Origin of the sequence: Candidatus Lernaella stagnicola, from assembly GCA_030765525.1 — a bacterium.
Lineage (GTDB): Bacteria > Lernaellota > Lernaellaia > Lernaellales > Lernaellaceae > Lernaella > Lernaella stagnicola.
The window spans coordinates 341,895-358,594 of the sequence record JAVCCK010000010.1 but is presented as its reverse complement, the minus strand read 5'-3'; the positions used below and the strand labels follow the sequence as shown (position 1 = coordinate 358,594).

The window sequence follows — 16,700 nt, the reverse complement described above, 5'->3', positions numbered from 1 at the left end:
GCCGACAGGAGGGAATCCATGGCATTTGCGGGAACCGATAAGCGAAAACGCTACTTCATCGATAAAACCTTCCAGGGCAAGTTTGTTGCGCTGTTAGTTGTCTTCATTGTCTCGCTCGGCATTGCCGGCGTTTTGATTCTCTGGCTCGGCGGTGACTCAGCCGGAAACACTGCGGAAGCCGACATCGACGGTGCCATGATCGCCATGCTTTTGGTGGTGATGCTCTTCGTCGGACTGACCGTCTGGTACGGCGTGCGCTTCTCGCACAGGATTGTCGGCCCCGTGTACGCCTTCAATCGACACCTGAATTGGGTGCGCGACGGCAACTACACCCGCGACCTGCACTTGCGCGAAAAAGATGAATTCCAGAACCTCGCGCAAGTCTTCAACGCCACGCAGGCCCTGTTGCGCCAACGCGCCCGCGAAGAAGTCGAAATCTTCACGCAGGTGGATGCCGGCCTCACGGAACTGCTTGAGTTGATGGCGGCCGACGACTTCGACAAAAACCGCGCGCAGGAGTTGGTGAAGAATCTGCGGCAGAAAGCCGAAGGCGCGAAGGTAAAAGACGAGGGCCTAATCACGCCATGAGCGACGAACCGTCTCCGAAAAACGGACTCGATGTCGGCGAGCTCTGGCTCTTCGTGGGCACCATCGCCCTAGCCGGATTGGCTACCATTTTTATTCTGACTGTGTGACCGACCGCGCCCGTAGTGCCTTTGCCGGGGAGCGTCGCCAGGATTTCATCTGCCAACACGACCAGCTTTACGAGCAACGACGCGAGGCCTACAGCGGCTTCCTGCGCGCTTGGTGTCGCGTCACCTTCGCGGAAGCGGGCTTCGTCGAAGAGTGGTAGGCCGCCGCGCTACAGGTATCCCAACTCCTTGAGCGTATCGCGCAATTCTTTGGTCACCTCGCCCGCACTGCCCGGCTCGTAAAGCGGCTTGTGCCGATTGTGCTTGACCCACACCGCATAGAATTTCGACGAGGGCTCGTGCTCGGGCACGTAAAGATCGCGTTGCTCGGTCGGATCGGCCAGCAAGTTGTAAAACTTCTGTACCTTATCCGAAGCCCGCATTACCCACTTCTCCTGAGTCGTAATGACCGCCCGCCAATGCGCTTGCTCGGCCCGCTCGGTCTCGGCGAACAGGTAACGTTTCGCGTCGGGCTTGGCCAGCCCGGCCAGCAGGTCTTGTCCTTCCAGGTAGGCCGGAAGCGAAGCGCCCGTGTAATCGGCAATCGTCGGATATAAATCGACGGTGCTCACTGCGTGAGTTGGCGCCTTTCCGGCGTACTCGCCGCCCGGGAATTTCACGAGCAGTGGCACGTGCACCGTCTCGTTGTACAAGTCGGTGCCGTGAATCATGTTCTGGTGATCGGCGAAGGCTTCGCCGTGATCGGCGGTCACGACCACCAAGGCGTCGTCGATGCCGGGCAACTCCTTGAGCCAGCGCCCGACGGAATTGTCCGCGGCGGCGATTTCCGAATCATACAAGTCTTTGAAGATCTGCAAGGTTTTCGGGTCGTTGTCGTAATCCCCCGCGTAGGCCCGCTTCGCGAAACTTTCGCCCACCAGTTCGCGCAGCTTGTCCTCATCGTAATCCGGCCGCCACTGGCTGATGAAAGGCTCGACCGGCAAGTAGGGGTGGTGCGGGTCGAAGTAAAGCACGAACAAGAAATATGGCTTACCCTGCCGCTGCAGTTGCTGCAGCTTGGGCAACCAATCCTTGATTTGCAGATCGACCGGATCGCGGGTGCGAAAGCCAAACGCGGTGTAATGATCGAAACCCTGCGCCATGCCGTACTTCTCATGCAGATGGTAATTGCCCGACACGCCGAAGGTTTCGTATCCGGCCGCTTTCATCGCCTCGGCCAAGGTCGTGAACTGCTCGGCCAGTGTGGGCTGATAGTCTACTTTGCTCGCGTCGGAAATCTCGGCTTTCACCACGCCGTGCGACCACGGATACACACCGGTGAACATCGACGCCATCGCCGGGACGGTCCAACTCGACGGCGAATGGGCGGTGACGAAACGCGTCGCCTGCTGGGACCAGCGATCGATATTCGGCGTCACGTTGCGTTCGTAACCGTAGCAACCCGCGTGATCGGCCCGCCACGTGTCGATCACGAATATCACCACCGGCGGCTTCGCCTGCCGCCCGGTCCGGCCCTGTTTCAGGTTTTTGCATCCCGGCAACAGCAACACGACAAGGGCGAATATCGCGATTGTGATCCGGAGAAAAATCGTCCTGTTTCGTTGAGTCAACATCAAACTGCTTTCATTTCGGTTACTGAAGACGTCTTTATGTTTTTAATCTCTTTTTGGCCGTCGCGCCAACGCGGCATCACAAATAACCCAGATTCCGCAATTGTTCGCGTAGCTTGGGGTCGATTTCCTCGCCGGTCGTGCCGGCGGTAAACAGTACGCCCGGATTCGGTCGCTGCTCCCAATGCTTGCGCCACGCGGCGCATTGCTCCTTGTTTTTCTCAGACAGATTGTGCAGCTCATGCGGATCTTCAGCCAGGTCGAACAGCAGTTCGTGATGAAGCTTGCCGTGAAACATCCATTTGGTTTTCGACCCAATGACCGCCGACCACAAGTAGGCAGGATCCCGCGAGATGTGCGCGTAGACCCGCTCGCGCTTCGGTGGTTCGGCGCCCAGGTACGCCGCGAGATCCACGCCATCCAGGTAGGGCGGCTTCTGGGCCCCGGCGGCTGTGGCGATGGTCGGGTACAGATCGATCAAGCTGGTCAGGTTGCCGACCGCGCGGCCCGCGTATTGGCGCTTCGGAAAACGAATTATCAACGGCACGTGCAATTGCTCGGCGTACAAATCGCCGCCGTGGAGCATGTTCTTATGGTCGCCGAAAGCCTCGCCGTGATCCGCGGTGATGATGACCATCATATTGTCATCGCCGGGCAGCATGTCCAACAGCTTGCGGACCGACGCGTCGACTCCCGCAATTTCGGCGTCGTACAGATCGATCAGTAGCTGCATCTTGGCCGGATGATCGTAAAAGTATCCCGAGGTGACCTTGGGAATGAACTGGTCCTTGATCATCGGCTTGACGTCGGCCAACTTGACGCCGGGCCGCCAGTTATCCAGGAAGGGCCGCACCGGCAAATACGGATGGTGCGGGTCGAAATAATGCACGTACAGAAAATACGGCTTGCCGCGCCGATGAAGGCGCCGCAGTTTTTTCGACCACGTTTTAAGCTGCTTGTTGACCGGCTTGCGGTTGGCGAAATTGAACACTTCGTAGTGCTCGAAGCCCTGTGCCATGCCGTATTTGGGGTCCATATGCGTGTTGGCGGTAACGCCGAGGGTTTCGTAGCCCGCTTTCTGCAAGCTCTCGGCAATGGTGAGGAAGGCGTCGCTCATTTTCGCCTGGGTCTTGATGCCCCGCTGGCCGGTGGTTTCCGCGGTCTGAATATCGTGCCGCCACGGGTACACGCCGGCGAACATCGAAGCCATGCTCGGCACCGTCCAACTTGCGGGTGCCTGGCAGTTGTCAAATTGAACGGCATCCTTGGCGAAAAAGTCCAGATTCGGCGTTGTGGGCCGCGTGTAGCCGTAGCTTCCCACGTGGTCGGCGCGCAAGGTGTCGATGACGATCAGCACGACATGGGGCTTGTCCGGCCCCCGCCGCCCAAAGCACGACGCGCCCAGCGCCATGACCAGCGCCAACGCGATAACAAGCAGGCTTCGTGCGTACCAATTCCGCAAACGCTATCCTCCATTCGGGGCCGCGCGCGCGGCCCAACGAAGCGGAAACCTTAACAAATCACGGGCCCTTTGGCGAGTTACCCCGGATACCGCGCGACCCTGTGATATACTGCCGCGAAATCGCCGGGGAATTGGTGAAGAACCAACTACCGGCCGGCTGCTTTCCGCCGGAGGTCGAGAAGATCCATGACCGCAGTTTCGCGCATTATGCCGAAAATCACCGCCGTTAGCGTCCTGCTTTTTCTGCTGCTCGGCCTCGCCGGACCAGCGGTCGCCGCGGACGATATCACGGTGCGCGCTCTCTTCGCCAAAACGCCGAGCGAGGTGCGTCTGCAAGCGCCCGGGCGGCACATCAGCGACGCGGGGGGCGCAACATTGCCCGCCGAGGATTGCCGCATCGTTCTGGCTGGTCCCGAGCGCGGCGTCGTTTGTGGCGAACAACGTCTGACCCGCGCCCCCTTTGTTCTGGCTCAAACCGCCGCCGGCACCACATTCCTCATTCATGTCGGGACTGAAAAACGGCGCTACTCGGGTGCGCTGCGACTGGCCGAGCGCGACCAACGGCTGCGGCTGGAGATCACACTGCCCCTCGACGACTACGTGGCCGGCGTACTGGCCGCCGAAACCGTTCACGATGAAAAAGCCTACTTGGAAGCCCTCGCCGTCGTCGTGCGGCACCATGCCCTGGCGGCCGGCGACCAAGGCCGGCGACCGGTTGCCGACGACACCCGCGTTCAGATGTTCCGCGGCTTGCCCACCGGTCCGCGCGCCAAAAACCTGAGCGACGTCGCTCGCCGCACCGCCGCCTGGACCTTGTCGGTGGACGGCCGGCGCGCGCCGGCTTTTTATCACGCTTGTTGCGGCGGTCGCACCAGACATGTCCGTGACGTGTGGCCCAAACTCGCCTCGTGGAGCCACCTGCATGGCGTGCGGTGCGCCGACGAGGAAGGTCGCGCCTGGTGCCGCGACAACAAGTGGTATCGATGGAATCGCCGTGTGCCGCTGGAGAAGTGGACGGCGTTTTTGCAGTCGAAATTCGGCGCTGCGCGGGCCGAACGCAGGCACGGCAATCCGCTGATCAGCCTCACCGGCGGCGGCAGCGTGCCCGCTTGGCGTTTCCGTATGACCTTGTGTCGCGAGTTGGGATGGAACACCGCGCCGTCGGATGATTTCGCGATCTCCAACCAGGCGCACATTGTGATGCTCGACGGCAAGGGCTTTGGGCACCGGGTCGGGCTCTGTCAGGCCGGGGCGCTCGCGCAGGCTAAGGCGGGTCGCAGCGCCGAGGACATCCTGCATTTTTACTTCCCAGAGGCCAGAATCTGGTGAACAACGGTTACAGGCGAACGCCGTCGAGCCACACTTGGGCGGCTTTCGGACCCAATTTACCAACCACCCGGTAGCGTGATTCGGCAAAAAATGGCGCGTCCGCCGGTCGCTCGAAGCGCACGTCGTGGCCGGGCTTGGCGTGCCAGATCCAAATTCTACCGTCGGAGACGATGAGCGTCGCAAAATGCTGATCGAGCCCCACCAGGTACACACCGTCGCCTTGGCTACGCAGCCAGGTTTCTACTTCCTTGACCGGGCTGTCGGAAAACCGCTTGAGCTTTTGGGGGGCGATCAGCTTTTTCATCGCCGGCTCTGAAGCCAGCATGGCGAAGGGAAATAGGCGTCGCCCGTCGCCCGTGCTTTTGTTGCGGAAATCGAATCCCGCCGCGTAGAGAATTTGGGCAACGAAATATCCGCAGGCAATTTGTCCCTGACCCGGCGTGTCGCTGGCGCCGTTGAAATCCCAGGTCGTGCCCTGCCAGGGCGGCATGGTGTATACGATGAGCAAGTGGGGCAGCAACTTCTCGACCTCGGCCAACGCCGTCGCGCGCTTTTCGGAGCGTAATCGGCCGCGAAGATCGAGGCAACATTGGCGAATTTCCCCGTAGCGCCGGGCGACCTCCGCGCGCTTGGCTTGCTGCTTTTTCAGGCGTATGGAGCGTTTCGATTGCAGATCCCATGCGACCGCGCCCCCAAGCATCAGATGCCGATCCGACAGCGGCTGCAGCCGTTTCGCGAGAATCTTCGCATCCGCATCCGCCAATTGTGGAGGTCGCGGAATGATCGAATGAAGCGGAGCGGCGTTCACGCCGACGAATGCCGGTTTCGCCAGCAGGGCAAAAGCGACAACGAACAAAGCCGCCGCTGTTACTCCGAGGCCGAGTGCCGTTTTTCGCGAAAGGAAAGGCATAGTTGATTGGAGGCTGCCGGGATGAGAAAGTTCCCATTATTACCCACGATATTGCGAACAATGCGGCTCGAAAGGGCCATATTTTGTGCTTGACATTTTTTCTGTGTCAGGCAATATTTGCCGTCCCCGAAGCACGAGGGACTCTGCGGGAATAGCTCAGTGGTAGAGCACCGCCTTGCCAAGGCGGGGGTCGCGGGTTCAACTCCCGTTTCCCGCTCTTTTTTTTGGCGGCGTAGCCAAGTGGTAAGGCAGAGGTCTGCAAAACCTCCACGCACCGGTTCGAATCCGGTCGCCGCCTTTCCCCCCTTTCTTTTCTTCACGAACGTGGTATGGAAATAGTCTACTATTTGTTTGGTAAAAGGGATCGAACCATGAAACACGGCGCGATATTGTTCTTGGTAATGGTTTTCTTATTGGCTGTGTCATGCACGTCGGGTGACGAGAATCTTACCGAAGCGCAGCAGATCGAAAAAGAAGCCAGTCGCATGGAAAACGAAGCCGCGGAGGCCGAAGTAACCGCCGCCGAGTTAACCATCGCCTTTGCTGGTGACGAGGCCAAGGCCGATGAGCGCTACAAAAACCGCGTTATCCTCGTCAAAGGCATTGTGGATAATGTGGGCGTCGACGTGGAGGAGAAACCCTACGTCATGCTCGGCGGCGACGCCGGCCGCGTGCAGGTGATGTTTGCACGCAAGTACCACAAGCAGGCGCTCAATTTGTTACCGGGACAGAATCTGGAAATCAAAGGTCGTTGCGGCGGTCAGTTTGCCAATGTGATCTTGCATACGGCGGTCATCCCGCCCACGGCGCCCTAACGGCTTTTGCCGACGGTTTCGCGCGCCGCGAAGAACAGTTCGTCGTCCAAACCGACGGTACGTCCCTTGTCTTCAACCGGATCGCCGAAGCGTACTAAGTCCAACACCCATAACGCATAAACAATCTGATAGAAGCGCAACACTTCCATCCCGGCGCGCGCGCGCACCTGGGCGGAAATCGATCGCCCATCGGCCGCCTGCAAAATTCGTCTCGCCGCCACGGGCAGGTCGTCAACGTGAGGCGTCGTGGGAATGAGGGGGCGCTGCAAACGGCGCCGCTTTGTGAAAATCATTTCCAACCGGTCGCGGTCGTAGTATTTGGCGATTCCGGTGAAAACAATATCTTTTAGACCCAGGTGCTCGGCCACATGCTCGTTCAAGGGTAGGTCGGTCGGATCGTAGGTCCACGCGGCATCATACCAGCGCCAAGAGAACAGATCGGTCAGCTTGACCGTGATCTGCTGCCGCAGATGCTGATACAATTCCTCTTTGGTGAGCAATCCATGCTCGATCAACCATTCGCCCAAGCGAGTACCGGCGGCAACCGCCGGTTGCGCATCCCGCAAGGCGTCACTGTTGATCCGGCCCGATAAAAGCAGCATACGCCCCAGTGAGATTGCATCGATATAGGAACTCGAGACGCCCTCGATGGCGTCCTTTTTCAGCGAAATCCGCAACCAGTGCTCGTGACGTTCAATGACGAGTTGACCCCGACCGCGTCGCCCGGCCAACACCAAAACCCGAGCGACGGGTAGCTCCGCGAAAGTTCCTCCGCCCTCGGGTAGGGAGCGCGTGCTTTCGATTTCGCCGCTCTCGACCGGTCGCGACCGGTCCCTCACGCGGGCCCCGATCCACAACTGCACAGCTTTGGCCAGCGTGCTTTCGTCGACGGGCTTGTGCAGCCAACCCTGCGGGCCTTCAGGACCCAGATGGGCGCGATAGTGCTCAGCCTGGAATGCCGTGGCCAGCATCAGCACCGGTAATTTAGCCGTGCGCGGCATGTCGCGCAGGCGGCTGGCGAGCTCGACGCCGGTGCCGTCGGCCAAATGGAAATCGATCAAGACGAGCGAGGGGGTGTATTGCTCGATCTTGGCCAGGGCCTCGGCCATGCTCACGGCTGCTTCGGCGCGAAAGCGGCGTTTTCGCAACATCCGACATAGTTCTTGGGCGGTCGGACCGTCGCCGGACACGCACAAGATCCCGCGCAAAGGAGAGTGAGGCGGCCTGTATGACCGTTGTATGCTCATGTGCTGCCATCATAATCATTTCGCACTGGTTCTCAAAGAAGAAAATCTTGATAACCGTGCCTCGTTGCAACCCCGCGCCGTTCTGCCGGAGGCCCATACGCTCACTAATCTAGTATAATCAAACAGTTATGGCGGTAGACGAGCGTCCGCTCAAACGGCGGCTTACAGCCCTCTAGCGAGTTCCGCAGGTGGCCGGTAACGACAAAACAAATGGCGTTTTCGGTAAAAAAAGGCGAGCCCGGCGGCCCGCCTTTGTCAGTTGCTCGGTTTTGCTTAGACGTAGAAGAGGCGCTCCAGCAGGTCAATGATGCGGTTGGAATACCCCCACTCGTTGTCGTACCAACTCGATACCTTCACCCAATTACCGTTCAGGGTTTGGGTCAGCAGCGAATCGAAAACCGACGAGTGCGGATTGTCAATGATATCCACCGACACGATGGGGTCGGTCGTATACTGCAAAATGCCCCGCAGATCGGTCATTGAAGCCTGCTTCATCGCGTTGTTGATCGACCGAACCGACGCCTTCTTACGCAACTCGACCACTAAATCGACTACGGAACCGTCGGCCACAGGCACGCGGTAAGCCATGCCCTGCAGCTTGCCTTCCAGCTCCGGAATGACCTGGCCGATCGCTTTGGCCGCGCCGGTCGTCGTGGGGATGATCGACTGCACCGCCGCGCGGGCCCGCCGCGGGTCCTTGTGGGGGAAGTCCAGCAAACGCTGGTCGTTGGTGTAGGCGTGCACCGTGACCATGTAACCGCGCATTATGCCCCAGTTGTCGTTGAGTACCTTGACCACGGGGGCGGCGCAGTTGGTTGTGCAGGAAGCGTTGGACACCAATTTCATGCCGCTGTGGAGCATGTCGCTGTTGACGCCCATGACGATTGTCGCGTCCAGCGCGTCCTTAGGCGGAACCGCCAACACGACCTTCTTGGCGCCGGCCCTCAGGTGTCCTTCGAGCTGGTCGCGCGTGCGAAACACGCCCGTGGAATCGATGACCACGTCCACGCCGAGTTCTTTCCAGGGCAGCCGGGCGGGGTTTTTGACCGCCGTGAGGCGAATTCGATTGCCGCCGACCACCAAATACTTGCCGTCCAGCGCGATGTTTTCGTGAAACACGCCGTGAATCGAGTCGTATTTGAACGAAAGGCGCAGTTTCTCGGGGTTGGTTAAATCATTAATGCCGACGAATTCCAGGTCGACGTTTCGCTGCAGGGCGGTCCGTAGAACGGAGCGCCCGACACGACCGAATCCGTTAATCGCTACGCGCAGTGCCATCGGGTGTCTCCTTTCAAGACCAAACGTTTTTGCCGAGGCCGTCGAGTTTCAACAAGACATCGATCACGCGGTTGGCGTAACCGATCTCGTTGTCGAACCAGGCCGCCACTTTCAAAAGGCTTTCATCGACCGCTTGGGTCAACGCCGAGTCGAAAATCGCCGAATAGGGGCTGCCGACCACATCCACGGACACCAGCGGATCGGTGGTGTACTCCAAGACGTTACGCAGCGCCCGGCTTCGGGCCGCCTTTTCGAATACTTTATTGATGGCTTCGACCGTTGTCGGTTTGCCCGTCTGGAACGTCAAATCGACAATCGAGCCGTCGGGAACCGGCACCCGATGCGCACCGGTGAACACCCGGCCCTTGAGGTGCGGCAGGATGCGTTCGATCGCCGTGCCCGCGTTGGTGGAGGTCGGAATGATCGACAAGCCCGCCGCCCGGCCGCGCCGCACATCCTCGTGCGGATAGTCCAGCAAGCGCTGGTCGCTCGTGTAAGCGTGCACGGTCGAGAGGTACAGGGTCTCGATGCCGAAATGCTCGTCGAGCAATTTGACAAGAGGTCCGGCCGCATTGCTCGTGCAACTGCCGGCGCTGATGACCTTCTCGCGGCCGGTCAGGCCGTCTTCGTTGACGCCCATGATGACCGAATAGTCGGGGTCGTACGCCTTGGGAGGCGGATATATGAGGACTTTTTTCGCCCCGGCCTTGAAATGGGCGGCCAACTGTTTCTGCGTCGGAAACGCCCCGGTGGTGTCGATGACTACGTCGACGCCCATTTCTTTCAAGGGAAGTTTGGCGTTGTCACGCTCGCCGAGAATACGGATGTGGTCCGTCCCGAAGACGAGCACATGATGACCCTTGTCATCCTTGGTGATCTTCACTTGCTTTTTCGGATAGGCCCCGTGCACCGAGTCGAATCGCAGGTTCGCAACAAGCAGGGCGGGATCGGCCAGGTCATTGATCAGCGTGAAATTGAACGGCACCTTGCGGCGCTTCGCCTCACGCAAAATGGCGCGTCCCGTTCGGCCGAAGCCGTTGAGAGCTACTCGAATCGCCATGTTCTCCTCCAATTACAAGTGTGAACTCGCAGCATATATAGAGTTAAGGCGGCTTCCGCAAGGGTCAAGCAATCCGCCATGGATAAATTCTCGAAAAAAAAGCGTCCTGCGGCCGCGAAGTGGCCGAAGAAATACCACTTCGGATTCTACGGCAAAAAAAGAAGGAGTTGTACTTGCTTTCCCGAATAGCATTATTACTATATCAATATAAACGAATATAACTGGGTAAACCCCGTTATTTTGGGAAAGGGAACGGCAATGGACATCAAAGTGAGCTTTGGCGGTAACAAGAAAGTTGACGCCCAGATCAACGGCTACAAAATTTCGACCGATCAGCCGACGCAAGCCGGCGGCAACAGCACGGCCCCGGCGCCCTACGAGTTGTTCCTGGCATCGTTGGGCACCTGCGCGGGAATCTACGTGCTCGGCTTTTTACAGAGCCGAAATTTGCCGATCGAGGGAGCGGAGCTCATTCAGAAACACGCTTTCGATCCGACCACTTCCCGATTGAGCGGCGTAGAACTGCAGATCCAATTACCACCGGAAATCCCCGAGAAATATCATGGCGCCATCGCCCGCGCCGCGGGCATGTGCGCGGTGAAAAAAGCACTAGCCGATCCACCGAACATCGGCGTCACCATTGCGACTTAAACCACGTCATTGAACTCCTCCTCCTGTTTTCGCGGTCGGGGCGGGCTTCACGGCCCGCCCCTGCCGGTTTTTAACCTTGCCTGGGCTCGCGAAGCGACCAACGGGAGCGGTCGTGGGTGCAACAACGTCGTCGGGTGCAGGCGGTCTTTGCGCCGGGCCTTGCCCAGGCTCGCCGAGCGACCGGCGGGAGCGTTCGGTGATGCAGTGACGTCGTCGGGCGCAGGCGGTTTTGGGTCCAGGCTCAGCCTGGCCCGGTCAGTCGAGTTTGAAGCGGATGGATTGGACGACCCAGGCGGAAACGGCCTTGCCTTTGAACATGGGTGTGGCGAATTTCCATTGCATGACGGCGGCGACGGCGGCCTCTTCGAAGCCGAGCCCTTTGGGGGCGGAAAGTACTTTGACGTTTTTAACTTGGCCGCTTTTCGTAACCAGGAAGCGTAAGCGTACGACGCCTTGTCGGCCGGCCCGCTTGGCCAGCAGCGGGTATTGAGGTTTGACGAATCGCAGGATCTTCGGCGCCTTGTCCAGTTGCGAGGCGTTGACCGTTTGCGGTACGGGAACCGGCGTGTCCTGGATGACGGGGGCGGATTGAATCGTCGCCGGTTCGGTGGCGTTGAGGTCTTCGGCAATCGGCGCTTTGGTAGGTTCCGGGGGCGGCGTCGGTTCTTTTTTCGGCGGTGGTGTCGGGGTGGGTTTCGGCGTTGGCTCCGGCGTGGGCTTGGGCACTTCGATTTTGATGAAGTCGACGGGAATAATTTTCGCGAGGTCGAAATCGCCCCGCGCCGCCAGGGCCAGCAGCCCGGCGAACACGATCAGGTTCAGCGCCAGCGAAACGATAACGCCTATGAAAAGCCGCTTGCGCACCACCTGCCTCCGCTACGGCGCCGGCGCCTCGACCTCGAGCTTTTCAGCAATGGAGATCTTTTTCGCGCCGGCCTGTTTAGCGGTATCCAAAGCCGTGATCACCCATTGGGTGATGCTTTTTTTATCGGCCAGAATAATCACGTTGGTTTCCGGATACTCTTTGAGTCGATTCTTCACCTTGGTATAGATGCCGCCTTCGTCGACCTTCTCGCCTTCGCACCAGAATTCGCCCTGCTCGGTGACGGCGACCAGCAGGTTTTGATCCAGCATCACGTCGGCCTTTTTGGCGACAGGTTTTTTCACCGTCACGCCGGTTTCTTTGGTGAAGGTGGTCGTGACCATGAAGAAAATCAGCAGCAGGAAGATGCAGTCGATCAGGGGCGCGATCGACAGCTCCGGCGGCTTGCGCTCGAGTTTGAACAGGGTCTGTTGCAGCATCGTTTACGCCCCGTTGTTTCCTTGGTCTTTCAGGCCGGCCAAAAGGCGGGTTGCGTTCTTTTCCATTTCGTTGAGGTAGCGATCGATCCGCGCGGCCAGGAACGTGTGGAAAAGCAAAATCGGAATCGCGAAGATCAGGCCGGTTTGCGTGGTGATCAGCGCCTCGCTGATGCCGCCGGCCAGGGCTTTCGGGTCGCCCGTACCTTTGACCGTGATGACTTCGAAGGTCTTGATCATTCCCGTGACCGTACCCAGCAAGCCCATGATCGGCATGATTGTGCCGATCGTGCCGATGGCCGACATGAAGCGGTTGAGCGCGGGCATTTCATCCAGCGCCTGTTCCTGCATGGCTTCACGAATGGCCTGTTTACCGCGTTCCAGCGACCCCAGAGCTCCGGCCATCATCCGTGCGATTGCGCCGTCATGCTTTTTGGCCAGCGTGTGGGCGTCGACGCGATTACCCGCGTCCCACAGGCGGAAAAAATCGACCGAGAACTGCGTGCTGCCCTTGTTGATTTGGCGCAGGTAGAGGTAACGCTCCACAATCAACACGATGACCACAAAGGCCAACAGGATCATGGGAATCATCACCGGTCCGCCTTTGACGATGAACTCAAGCAGGCGCACGGCGAAACCAGGATCCGCTACCGCTTCGCTCAGTGGCGTAACCGCTTCGGCCAAGGGTGTGGCCAGGGGGGTGGCGGTAAGCGCGGGCGTCACATCCCCCGGAATGGGACTGGCGGCCGGAGTGGGAGAGGCCTGGGAAATCGTCGCTAAGACCTGAAACACGAATGCATTCACGAGCCGGTCTCCTTCATGGGCTATCGGCGAAAAGCCGCGCCAGAATGACAGAATCGCAACCTTGTGGCAAGCGCGTAGGGCAATGAAACCAACTGGTTAGGATTCTGTTTGACGCGAAAGGAAGCTACGGTTCGACCAGCGTGAGGTTCTGGGTTGTCGCCGTTCCCGCAATAATTGTCGTGGCCTGGAAGGGCGCGTGTACGGCGTCGATGGTTTCGTTGAAGACGCCGTCCTCGTCAGCGATATCGAGAAAAGCGAACACGAAATAGTCGCCGGGGGCGACTTCCGCTGCATCCAGGTCCCATTCGTAGTCGAAGGGGAAGCCTTGCTCCGGCACGGTTTGTTGCACGAACGCGACGGGCACCGCCGCGCCGGGGAGCCATTCGGTGAAGAGCAGAATCCACACCGGCCGACCGGCCAGGTCGGTGGATTCGCCGTAGAAACCAATTTCGCCCACGAGCGTGGTCGCCTCGGCAATTGTATCGTCATCGCCGACGGTGTCGTCGTCGGTCGGCTCTTCATAAGCAGTCAAGGAAAAGGGTAGGTCCAGGTCGTCGCTGGCCTCGCCGCAGCGGTCGACGAGTTGCAGGGTCAACGTGTGCGAGCCCACACCGGCGGCCGTCAGGTCGAAACCCAGCACCTGTTTGTCGGCGGCGCCGTCACAGGGAATATCGGTGGGAATAATGTTTTCCTGCGGCGTCTCGTCGTCGACGACGAAGCGAACGCGACCGCCGCCCAGGTTGCACTCGGCGTCTTCGTAGGTGAGGAACACTTGGACGCCGGTGTATTCGGCAAAGGTGGGCGGTGCGGTCAAGGTTTCGTTGCTCGCATACCAAATCGCCGCCGTGAGGGTTGGCGCGGTGTTGTTGTCGCAAGCGCCGGCATCGTCGTCGTCGCCGGCAACGATCGGCTCGTCGTCATCGTCGTCGCCGCAACGTCCCGCCGTCATCATGGCGGCGAGCAACAGAACCAGCATCACCAACGTCAACCGTTTCATTTCCCCTCCCGGGTGTTTTCGCGCTGATTGTAGAACCGCGCCAAGTGCGATACAACACCGCCCATGCACGACGCCGATCGACCGCTGATTTCACCGACAACCACCACCAAGCTGCGACGGGCTGTCACACCGCGTGTCGTACTCGTCCCGCTGCGCAAGCACTTGCAGGGCTACCTGGCTCATCTCGGTGTCGACCGCCGGCGGGCGCGAAACTTCGGAGAATCACGTTACTACGAACCGCCGACACCCGGCGCGGCCGGCGTCATCGGGCCGTTTTTGGGCGCGCCCCACGCGGCCGTCGTCGCCGAAGAGGCCGTTGCGCTAGGGGCCAAGGAGCTACTCTTTTTCGGCCTGGCCGGCGCGCTGGACGACTCCCTGCGTTTCGGCGATTTGTGTTTGGTCGAATCGGCCCACGCCGACGAGGGCGTTTCGCCGACCTACTTTCCCGGCGAGCGCGATTTCGCCGCCGACCCGGAACTTCTCGACCGCCTGAAGGCGCACTTCGAACAGTGCGGCCTCGCGACCCAACGTCAAAAAGTATGGACCACCGGCACGCTTTTTTACGAAACGCCCGCGCGCGTCGCGACGTATCGGGAAAAGGGTTGCTCGCTGGTGGAAATGGAAATTTCGGCCCTCTACGCCGTCGCCCGTTTGCGCAAAGTTCGCGCCGCGGCGGTGGTCGTGGTTAGTGACAACGTGGGGAGCGGCCGTTGGCGGCCGGGCTTTATGCGCCCGCGCTACCGGCGGCAACTGCATCGCGCCCTTGGGGCGCTGGCGAGTTTTGGACACCATGATTGAGTTTCAACGCGAGATCGTCACGGCCCGTTTCGGCGACCCCCGGCGTGAATTCGCCATGGTGGAACTGCCGACGGAGATCCGCATCTGCCCGCTGACCGGTCACCGTACGCGCATCACGCCGCCACGGGTGGTCGGCAAAAACCTTCGCTCGACGGCGTGGCCCGATTTATCCGAACCGATCGCGGCCAGCTACGAAGACTGTCCGTTTTGCCCCGACGTGATTGACCAACGCGCCTGCGCCCTGGATGAAGAGCGCTTCGGCGTTCGTTTCATGCGACGCGGCAAGGCGTTTCTGTTCCCCAACATCGCCCCTTACGGCCCGTACAGCGTGGTGACGGTGATCGGCCCGCAGCACTACACAGAGGTGGGCGATTACGACGCCGACGAATTGCTCGACGCCGTGCTGCTCAGCCGCGATTACCTGCTGAAGATTCGCGCCGCCGACCCCGCCATGCGCATGGGCGTGATCACCCAAAACCACCTGCCGGCCAGCGGCGGCACCCTCGTGCATCCGCACCTGCAAGTGCAGGCCGACGCGCAGGGCCCCACGTTCACCGAGACCTTGCGCCGCTGCCAAATCGAAGCCGCCGTGCGTCACGATCGGCCCTTTTGGCCGTTGTTGGTGGAAACCGAGCGCCGCCTCGGCGAGCGCTACGTGGGCCGCACCGGTTCCTGGGACTGGCTGCACATGTGGGCGCCGCAGGGTTATTTGGAAACGTGGGGCGTGGCGCCTGTGCCCGCGTCGTTTGATGCCCTCACCGACGAGTTGGCCGCCGAGATGATCGACGGCCTGCTGCGCCTGCAGCGTTGGTACCGTGACTTGAACCGCAACAGCTTCAACCTAGCCGTGTATCTTTCCGAGCCGGCGCACGACGACGTGCATTTGACGTGCCGTCTGCTGGCGCGGGGCAACTGGGACCGCTTCGCGCGCAATGACCGCTCCTTTTTCGAGGTCGTGCTGGGCGAGCAAGTAATGGACCAGCGCCCCGAGGATTGGGCGAAAGACTCGCGCACCTACTTTAACGAATCGCCGTAACGCCTTTTGCTCGGCGGCGGCGTAGGCTAAGCTGCCGCCATGCGATTACGCCTGGACAAACGGCGGCGCGGCGACGCCAAGCAAATAGGAAAAGCCAAGAGCGGCAAGCCCACCAGCGGTGACCCGCGTTGGGATCACTTTGCCCAGCGTGCCAAAGACGAAGGCTACGCCTCGCGCGCCGTGTATAAGCTGGCGGAAATCGACCGCCGCGTCTCCCTGTTCGTCCCAGGGGCGCGGGTGCTCGACCTGGGCTGCGCTCCGGGCGGTTGGCTCCAATACGCCGCGCAAAAAGTGACGGCATCGGGCCGAGTTGTCGGTATTGATCTCCGGCCGACCGACGTGCAGGCGCCGCAAGTTCGCACGATCGTCGGCGATCTTCTCGAAGGCGTGGATCTGGGCGAGGAAACCAAGCCCTTTGACGTTGTGTTATCCGACATGGCGCCGGATACCACGGGCGTGCGCAATGTCGACCAGGCGCGGAGCGCCGAATTGGCGCGGTTGGCTTTCCAGTGGGCGCTGCGCTTGGGCGCGCCGGGCTCGGCTTTTGTGACCAAGATTTTCCAGGGGCCGGATTTCGAGGCGTTGCTTCGCGATGTGAAAGACGCCTACGAGAAAGTGCGGTGCGTACGACCTGAGGCGACGCGCAAGGAAAGCATCGAAGTGTTCATCGTCGCGCTGAAGAAAAAGGCGCTTTAGCGGCGTAAGGCAAAAGCCCGGCCAACATCCGTTTCGCCCGGACCATTCTTATCTT

18 protein-coding genes and 2 tRNA genes are annotated in these 16,700 nt (G+C 60.1%); 10 read left to right on the top strand and 10 right to left on the bottom strand.

What is annotated here, in order from left to right; genetic code table 11:
• Positions 1 to 18 precede the first annotated feature (18 nt).
• Both P9L99_05905 and P9L99_05900 read left to right on the top strand, forming a co-directional pair.
• The gene (locus P9L99_05905) at positions 19 to 588 is read left to right on the top strand and encodes a methyl-accepting chemotaxis protein (protein ID MDP8222875.1); all 570 of its coding nucleotides are present in this window, start codon (positions 19 to 21) and stop codon (positions 586 to 588) included.
• Between the two features lie 103 nt (positions 589 to 691).
• Positions 692 to 853: a hypothetical protein gene (locus P9L99_05900; GenBank protein ID MDP8222874.1), complete on the top strand. Its 162-nt coding sequence runs from the start codon at positions 692 to 694 to the stop codon at positions 851 to 853.
• Positions 854 to 862: 9 nt separating this feature from the next.
• Here the strand turns inward: P9L99_05900 and P9L99_05895 are convergent, their stop codons facing one another.
• On the bottom strand, positions 863 to 2,266 hold the full coding sequence (locus tag P9L99_05895; GenBank protein MDP8222873.1) for a sulfatase: 1,404 nt from the start codon (positions 2,264 to 2,266) through the stop codon (positions 863 to 865).
• A 76-nt stretch (positions 2,267 to 2,342) separates the two neighbouring features.
• Positions 2,343 to 3,725 (bottom strand): sulfatase, encoded by a 1,383-nt coding sequence (locus P9L99_05890; protein ID MDP8222872.1) that lies wholly within the window; start codon positions 3,723 to 3,725, stop codon positions 2,343 to 2,345.
• Positions 3,726 to 3,911: 186 nt separating this feature from the next.
• Between P9L99_05890 and P9L99_05885 the strand changes: the two genes are divergently transcribed.
• Positions 3,912 to 5,054, top strand: a complete 1,143-nt coding sequence (locus tag P9L99_05885; GenBank protein ID MDP8222871.1) for a SpoIID/LytB domain-containing protein — start codon at positions 3,912 to 3,914, stop codon at positions 5,052 to 5,054.
• A gap of 7 nt (positions 5,055 to 5,061) precedes the next feature.
• Here P9L99_05885 and P9L99_05880 read toward each other — a convergent pair whose 3' ends face one another.
• Entirely contained in the window at positions 5,062 to 5,910 is an 849-nt protein-coding gene (locus P9L99_05880; GenBank protein MDP8222870.1) for a hypothetical protein, read from the bottom strand.
• 199 nt (positions 5,911 to 6,109) lie between these two features.
• Between P9L99_05880 and P9L99_05875 the strand changes: the two genes are divergently transcribed.
• The 3 genes from P9L99_05875 to P9L99_05865 all read left to right on the top strand — a co-directional run bounded on the left by P9L99_05875 (position 6,110) and on the right by P9L99_05865 (position 6,779).
• A tRNA-Gly gene (locus tag P9L99_05875) sits at positions 6,110 to 6,181 on the top strand.
• Between the two features lie 9 nt (positions 6,182 to 6,190).
• Positions 6,191 to 6,262: transfer RNA gene (locus tag P9L99_05870), tRNA-Cys, on the top strand.
• Positions 6,263 to 6,335: 73 nt separating this feature from the next.
• Positions 6,336 to 6,779, top strand: coding sequence for a hypothetical protein (locus P9L99_05865; GenBank protein ID MDP8222869.1), 444 nt, complete (start codon positions 6,336 to 6,338; stop codon positions 6,777 to 6,779).
• Here P9L99_05865 and P9L99_05860 read toward each other — a convergent pair.
• From P9L99_05860 to P9L99_05850, 3 genes are all read right to left on the bottom strand, one after another.
• Positions 6,776 to 8,026, bottom strand: a complete 1,251-nt coding sequence (locus tag P9L99_05860; protein ID MDP8222868.1) for a response regulator — start codon at positions 8,024 to 8,026, stop codon at positions 6,776 to 6,778. The genes P9L99_05865 and P9L99_05860 overlap by 4 nt on opposite strands.
• Before the next feature lie 273 nt (positions 8,027 to 8,299).
• A complete protein-coding gene (gene gap, locus P9L99_05855; protein MDP8222867.1) occupies positions 8,300 to 9,304 on the bottom strand; it encodes a type I glyceraldehyde-3-phosphate dehydrogenase in 1,005 nt (334 codons plus the stop codon).
• 13 nt (positions 9,305 to 9,317) lie between these two features.
• Positions 9,318 to 10,364: a glyceraldehyde 3-phosphate dehydrogenase NAD-binding domain-containing protein gene (locus tag P9L99_05850; GenBank protein MDP8222866.1), complete on the bottom strand. Its 1,047-nt coding sequence runs from the start codon at positions 10,362 to 10,364 to the stop codon at positions 9,318 to 9,320.
• A 258-nt stretch (positions 10,365 to 10,622) separates the two neighbouring features.
• On the opposite strand from P9L99_05850, the gene P9L99_05845 reads away from it, so the two are divergent.
• The gene (locus tag P9L99_05845) at positions 10,623 to 11,015 is read left to right on the top strand and encodes an OsmC family protein (protein MDP8222865.1); all 393 of its coding nucleotides are present in this window, start codon (positions 10,623 to 10,625) and stop codon (positions 11,013 to 11,015) included.
• A gap of 255 nt (positions 11,016 to 11,270) precedes the next feature.
• On the opposite strand, the gene P9L99_05840 is transcribed toward P9L99_05845, so the two are convergent.
• From P9L99_05840 to P9L99_05825, 4 genes are all read right to left on the bottom strand, one after another.
• Positions 11,271 to 11,879, bottom strand: coding sequence for an energy transducer TonB (locus tag P9L99_05840; protein ID MDP8222864.1), 609 nt, complete (start codon positions 11,877 to 11,879; stop codon positions 11,271 to 11,273).
• A 12-nt stretch (positions 11,880 to 11,891) separates the two neighbouring features.
• Complete coding sequence (locus tag P9L99_05835; protein ID MDP8222863.1) at positions 11,892 to 12,317, bottom strand: biopolymer transporter ExbD; 426 nt, start codon at positions 12,315 to 12,317, stop codon at positions 11,892 to 11,894.
• A gap of 3 nt (positions 12,318 to 12,320) precedes the next feature.
• Positions 12,321 to 13,118, bottom strand: coding sequence for a MotA/TolQ/ExbB proton channel family protein (locus P9L99_05830; protein ID MDP8222862.1), 798 nt, complete (start codon positions 13,116 to 13,118; stop codon positions 12,321 to 12,323).
• A gap of 124 nt (positions 13,119 to 13,242) precedes the next feature.
• Entirely contained in the window at positions 13,243 to 14,115 is an 873-nt protein-coding gene (locus P9L99_05825) for a hypothetical protein (GenBank protein MDP8222861.1), read from the bottom strand.
• A gap of 63 nt (positions 14,116 to 14,178) precedes the next feature.
• Between P9L99_05825 and P9L99_05820 the strand changes: the two genes are divergently transcribed.
• From P9L99_05820 to P9L99_05810, 3 genes are read left to right on the top strand one after another with little or no spacing between them, the layout of a single operon-like run.
• Positions 14,179 to 14,913 (top strand): hypothetical protein, encoded by a 735-nt coding sequence (locus tag P9L99_05820; GenBank protein ID MDP8222860.1) that lies wholly within the window; start codon positions 14,179 to 14,181, stop codon positions 14,911 to 14,913.
• Positions 14,906 to 15,949: a hypothetical protein gene (locus P9L99_05815; protein ID MDP8222859.1), complete on the top strand. Its 1,044-nt coding sequence runs from the start codon at positions 14,906 to 14,908 to the stop codon at positions 15,947 to 15,949. The genes P9L99_05820 and P9L99_05815 overlap by 8 nt, the downstream gene beginning before the upstream one ends.
• Before the next feature lie 39 nt (positions 15,950 to 15,988).
• Positions 15,989 to 16,645, top strand: coding sequence for an RlmE family RNA methyltransferase (locus P9L99_05810; GenBank protein MDP8222858.1), 657 nt, complete (start codon positions 15,989 to 15,991; stop codon positions 16,643 to 16,645).
• Positions 16,646 to 16,700 lie beyond the last annotated feature (55 nt).

Coding starts and splice junctions, on each gene's coding strand:
- P9L99_05905 (MDP8222875.1), top strand. CDS start 19: ATGGCATTTGCGGGAACCGATAAGCGAAAACGCTACTTCATCGATAAA.
- P9L99_05895 (MDP8222873.1), bottom strand. CDS start 2,266: ATGTTGACTCAACGAAACAGGACGATTTTTCTCCGGATCACAATCGCG.
- P9L99_05885 (MDP8222871.1), top strand. CDS start 3,912: ATGACCGCAGTTTCGCGCATTATGCCGAAAATCACCGCCGTTAGCGTC.
- P9L99_05865 (MDP8222869.1), top strand. CDS start 6,336: ATGAAACACGGCGCGATATTGTTCTTGGTAATGGTTTTCTTATTGGCT.
- P9L99_05860 (MDP8222868.1), bottom strand. CDS start 8,026: ATGAGCATACAACGGTCATACAGGCCGCCTCACTCTCCTTTGCGCGGG.
- gap (MDP8222867.1), bottom strand. CDS start 9,304: ATGGCACTGCGCGTAGCGATTAACGGATTCGGTCGTGTCGGGCGCTCC.
- P9L99_05850 (MDP8222866.1), bottom strand. CDS start 10,364: ATGGCGATTCGAGTAGCTCTCAACGGCTTCGGCCGAACGGGACGCGCC.
- P9L99_05845 (MDP8222865.1), top strand. CDS start 10,623: ATGGACATCAAAGTGAGCTTTGGCGGTAACAAGAAAGTTGACGCCCAG.
- P9L99_05835 (MDP8222863.1), bottom strand. CDS start 12,317: ATGCTGCAACAGACCCTGTTCAAACTCGAGCGCAAGCCGCCGGAGCTG.
- P9L99_05825 (MDP8222861.1), bottom strand. CDS start 14,115: ATGAAACGGTTGACGTTGGTGATGCTGGTTCTGTTGCTCGCCGCCATG.
- P9L99_05820 (MDP8222860.1), top strand. CDS start 14,179: ATGCACGACGCCGATCGACCGCTGATTTCACCGACAACCACCACCAAG.
- P9L99_05815 (MDP8222859.1), top strand. CDS start 14,906: ATGATTGAGTTTCAACGCGAGATCGTCACGGCCCGTTTCGGCGACCCC.
- P9L99_05810 (MDP8222858.1), top strand. CDS start 15,989: ATGCGATTACGCCTGGACAAACGGCGGCGCGGCGACGCCAAGCAAATA.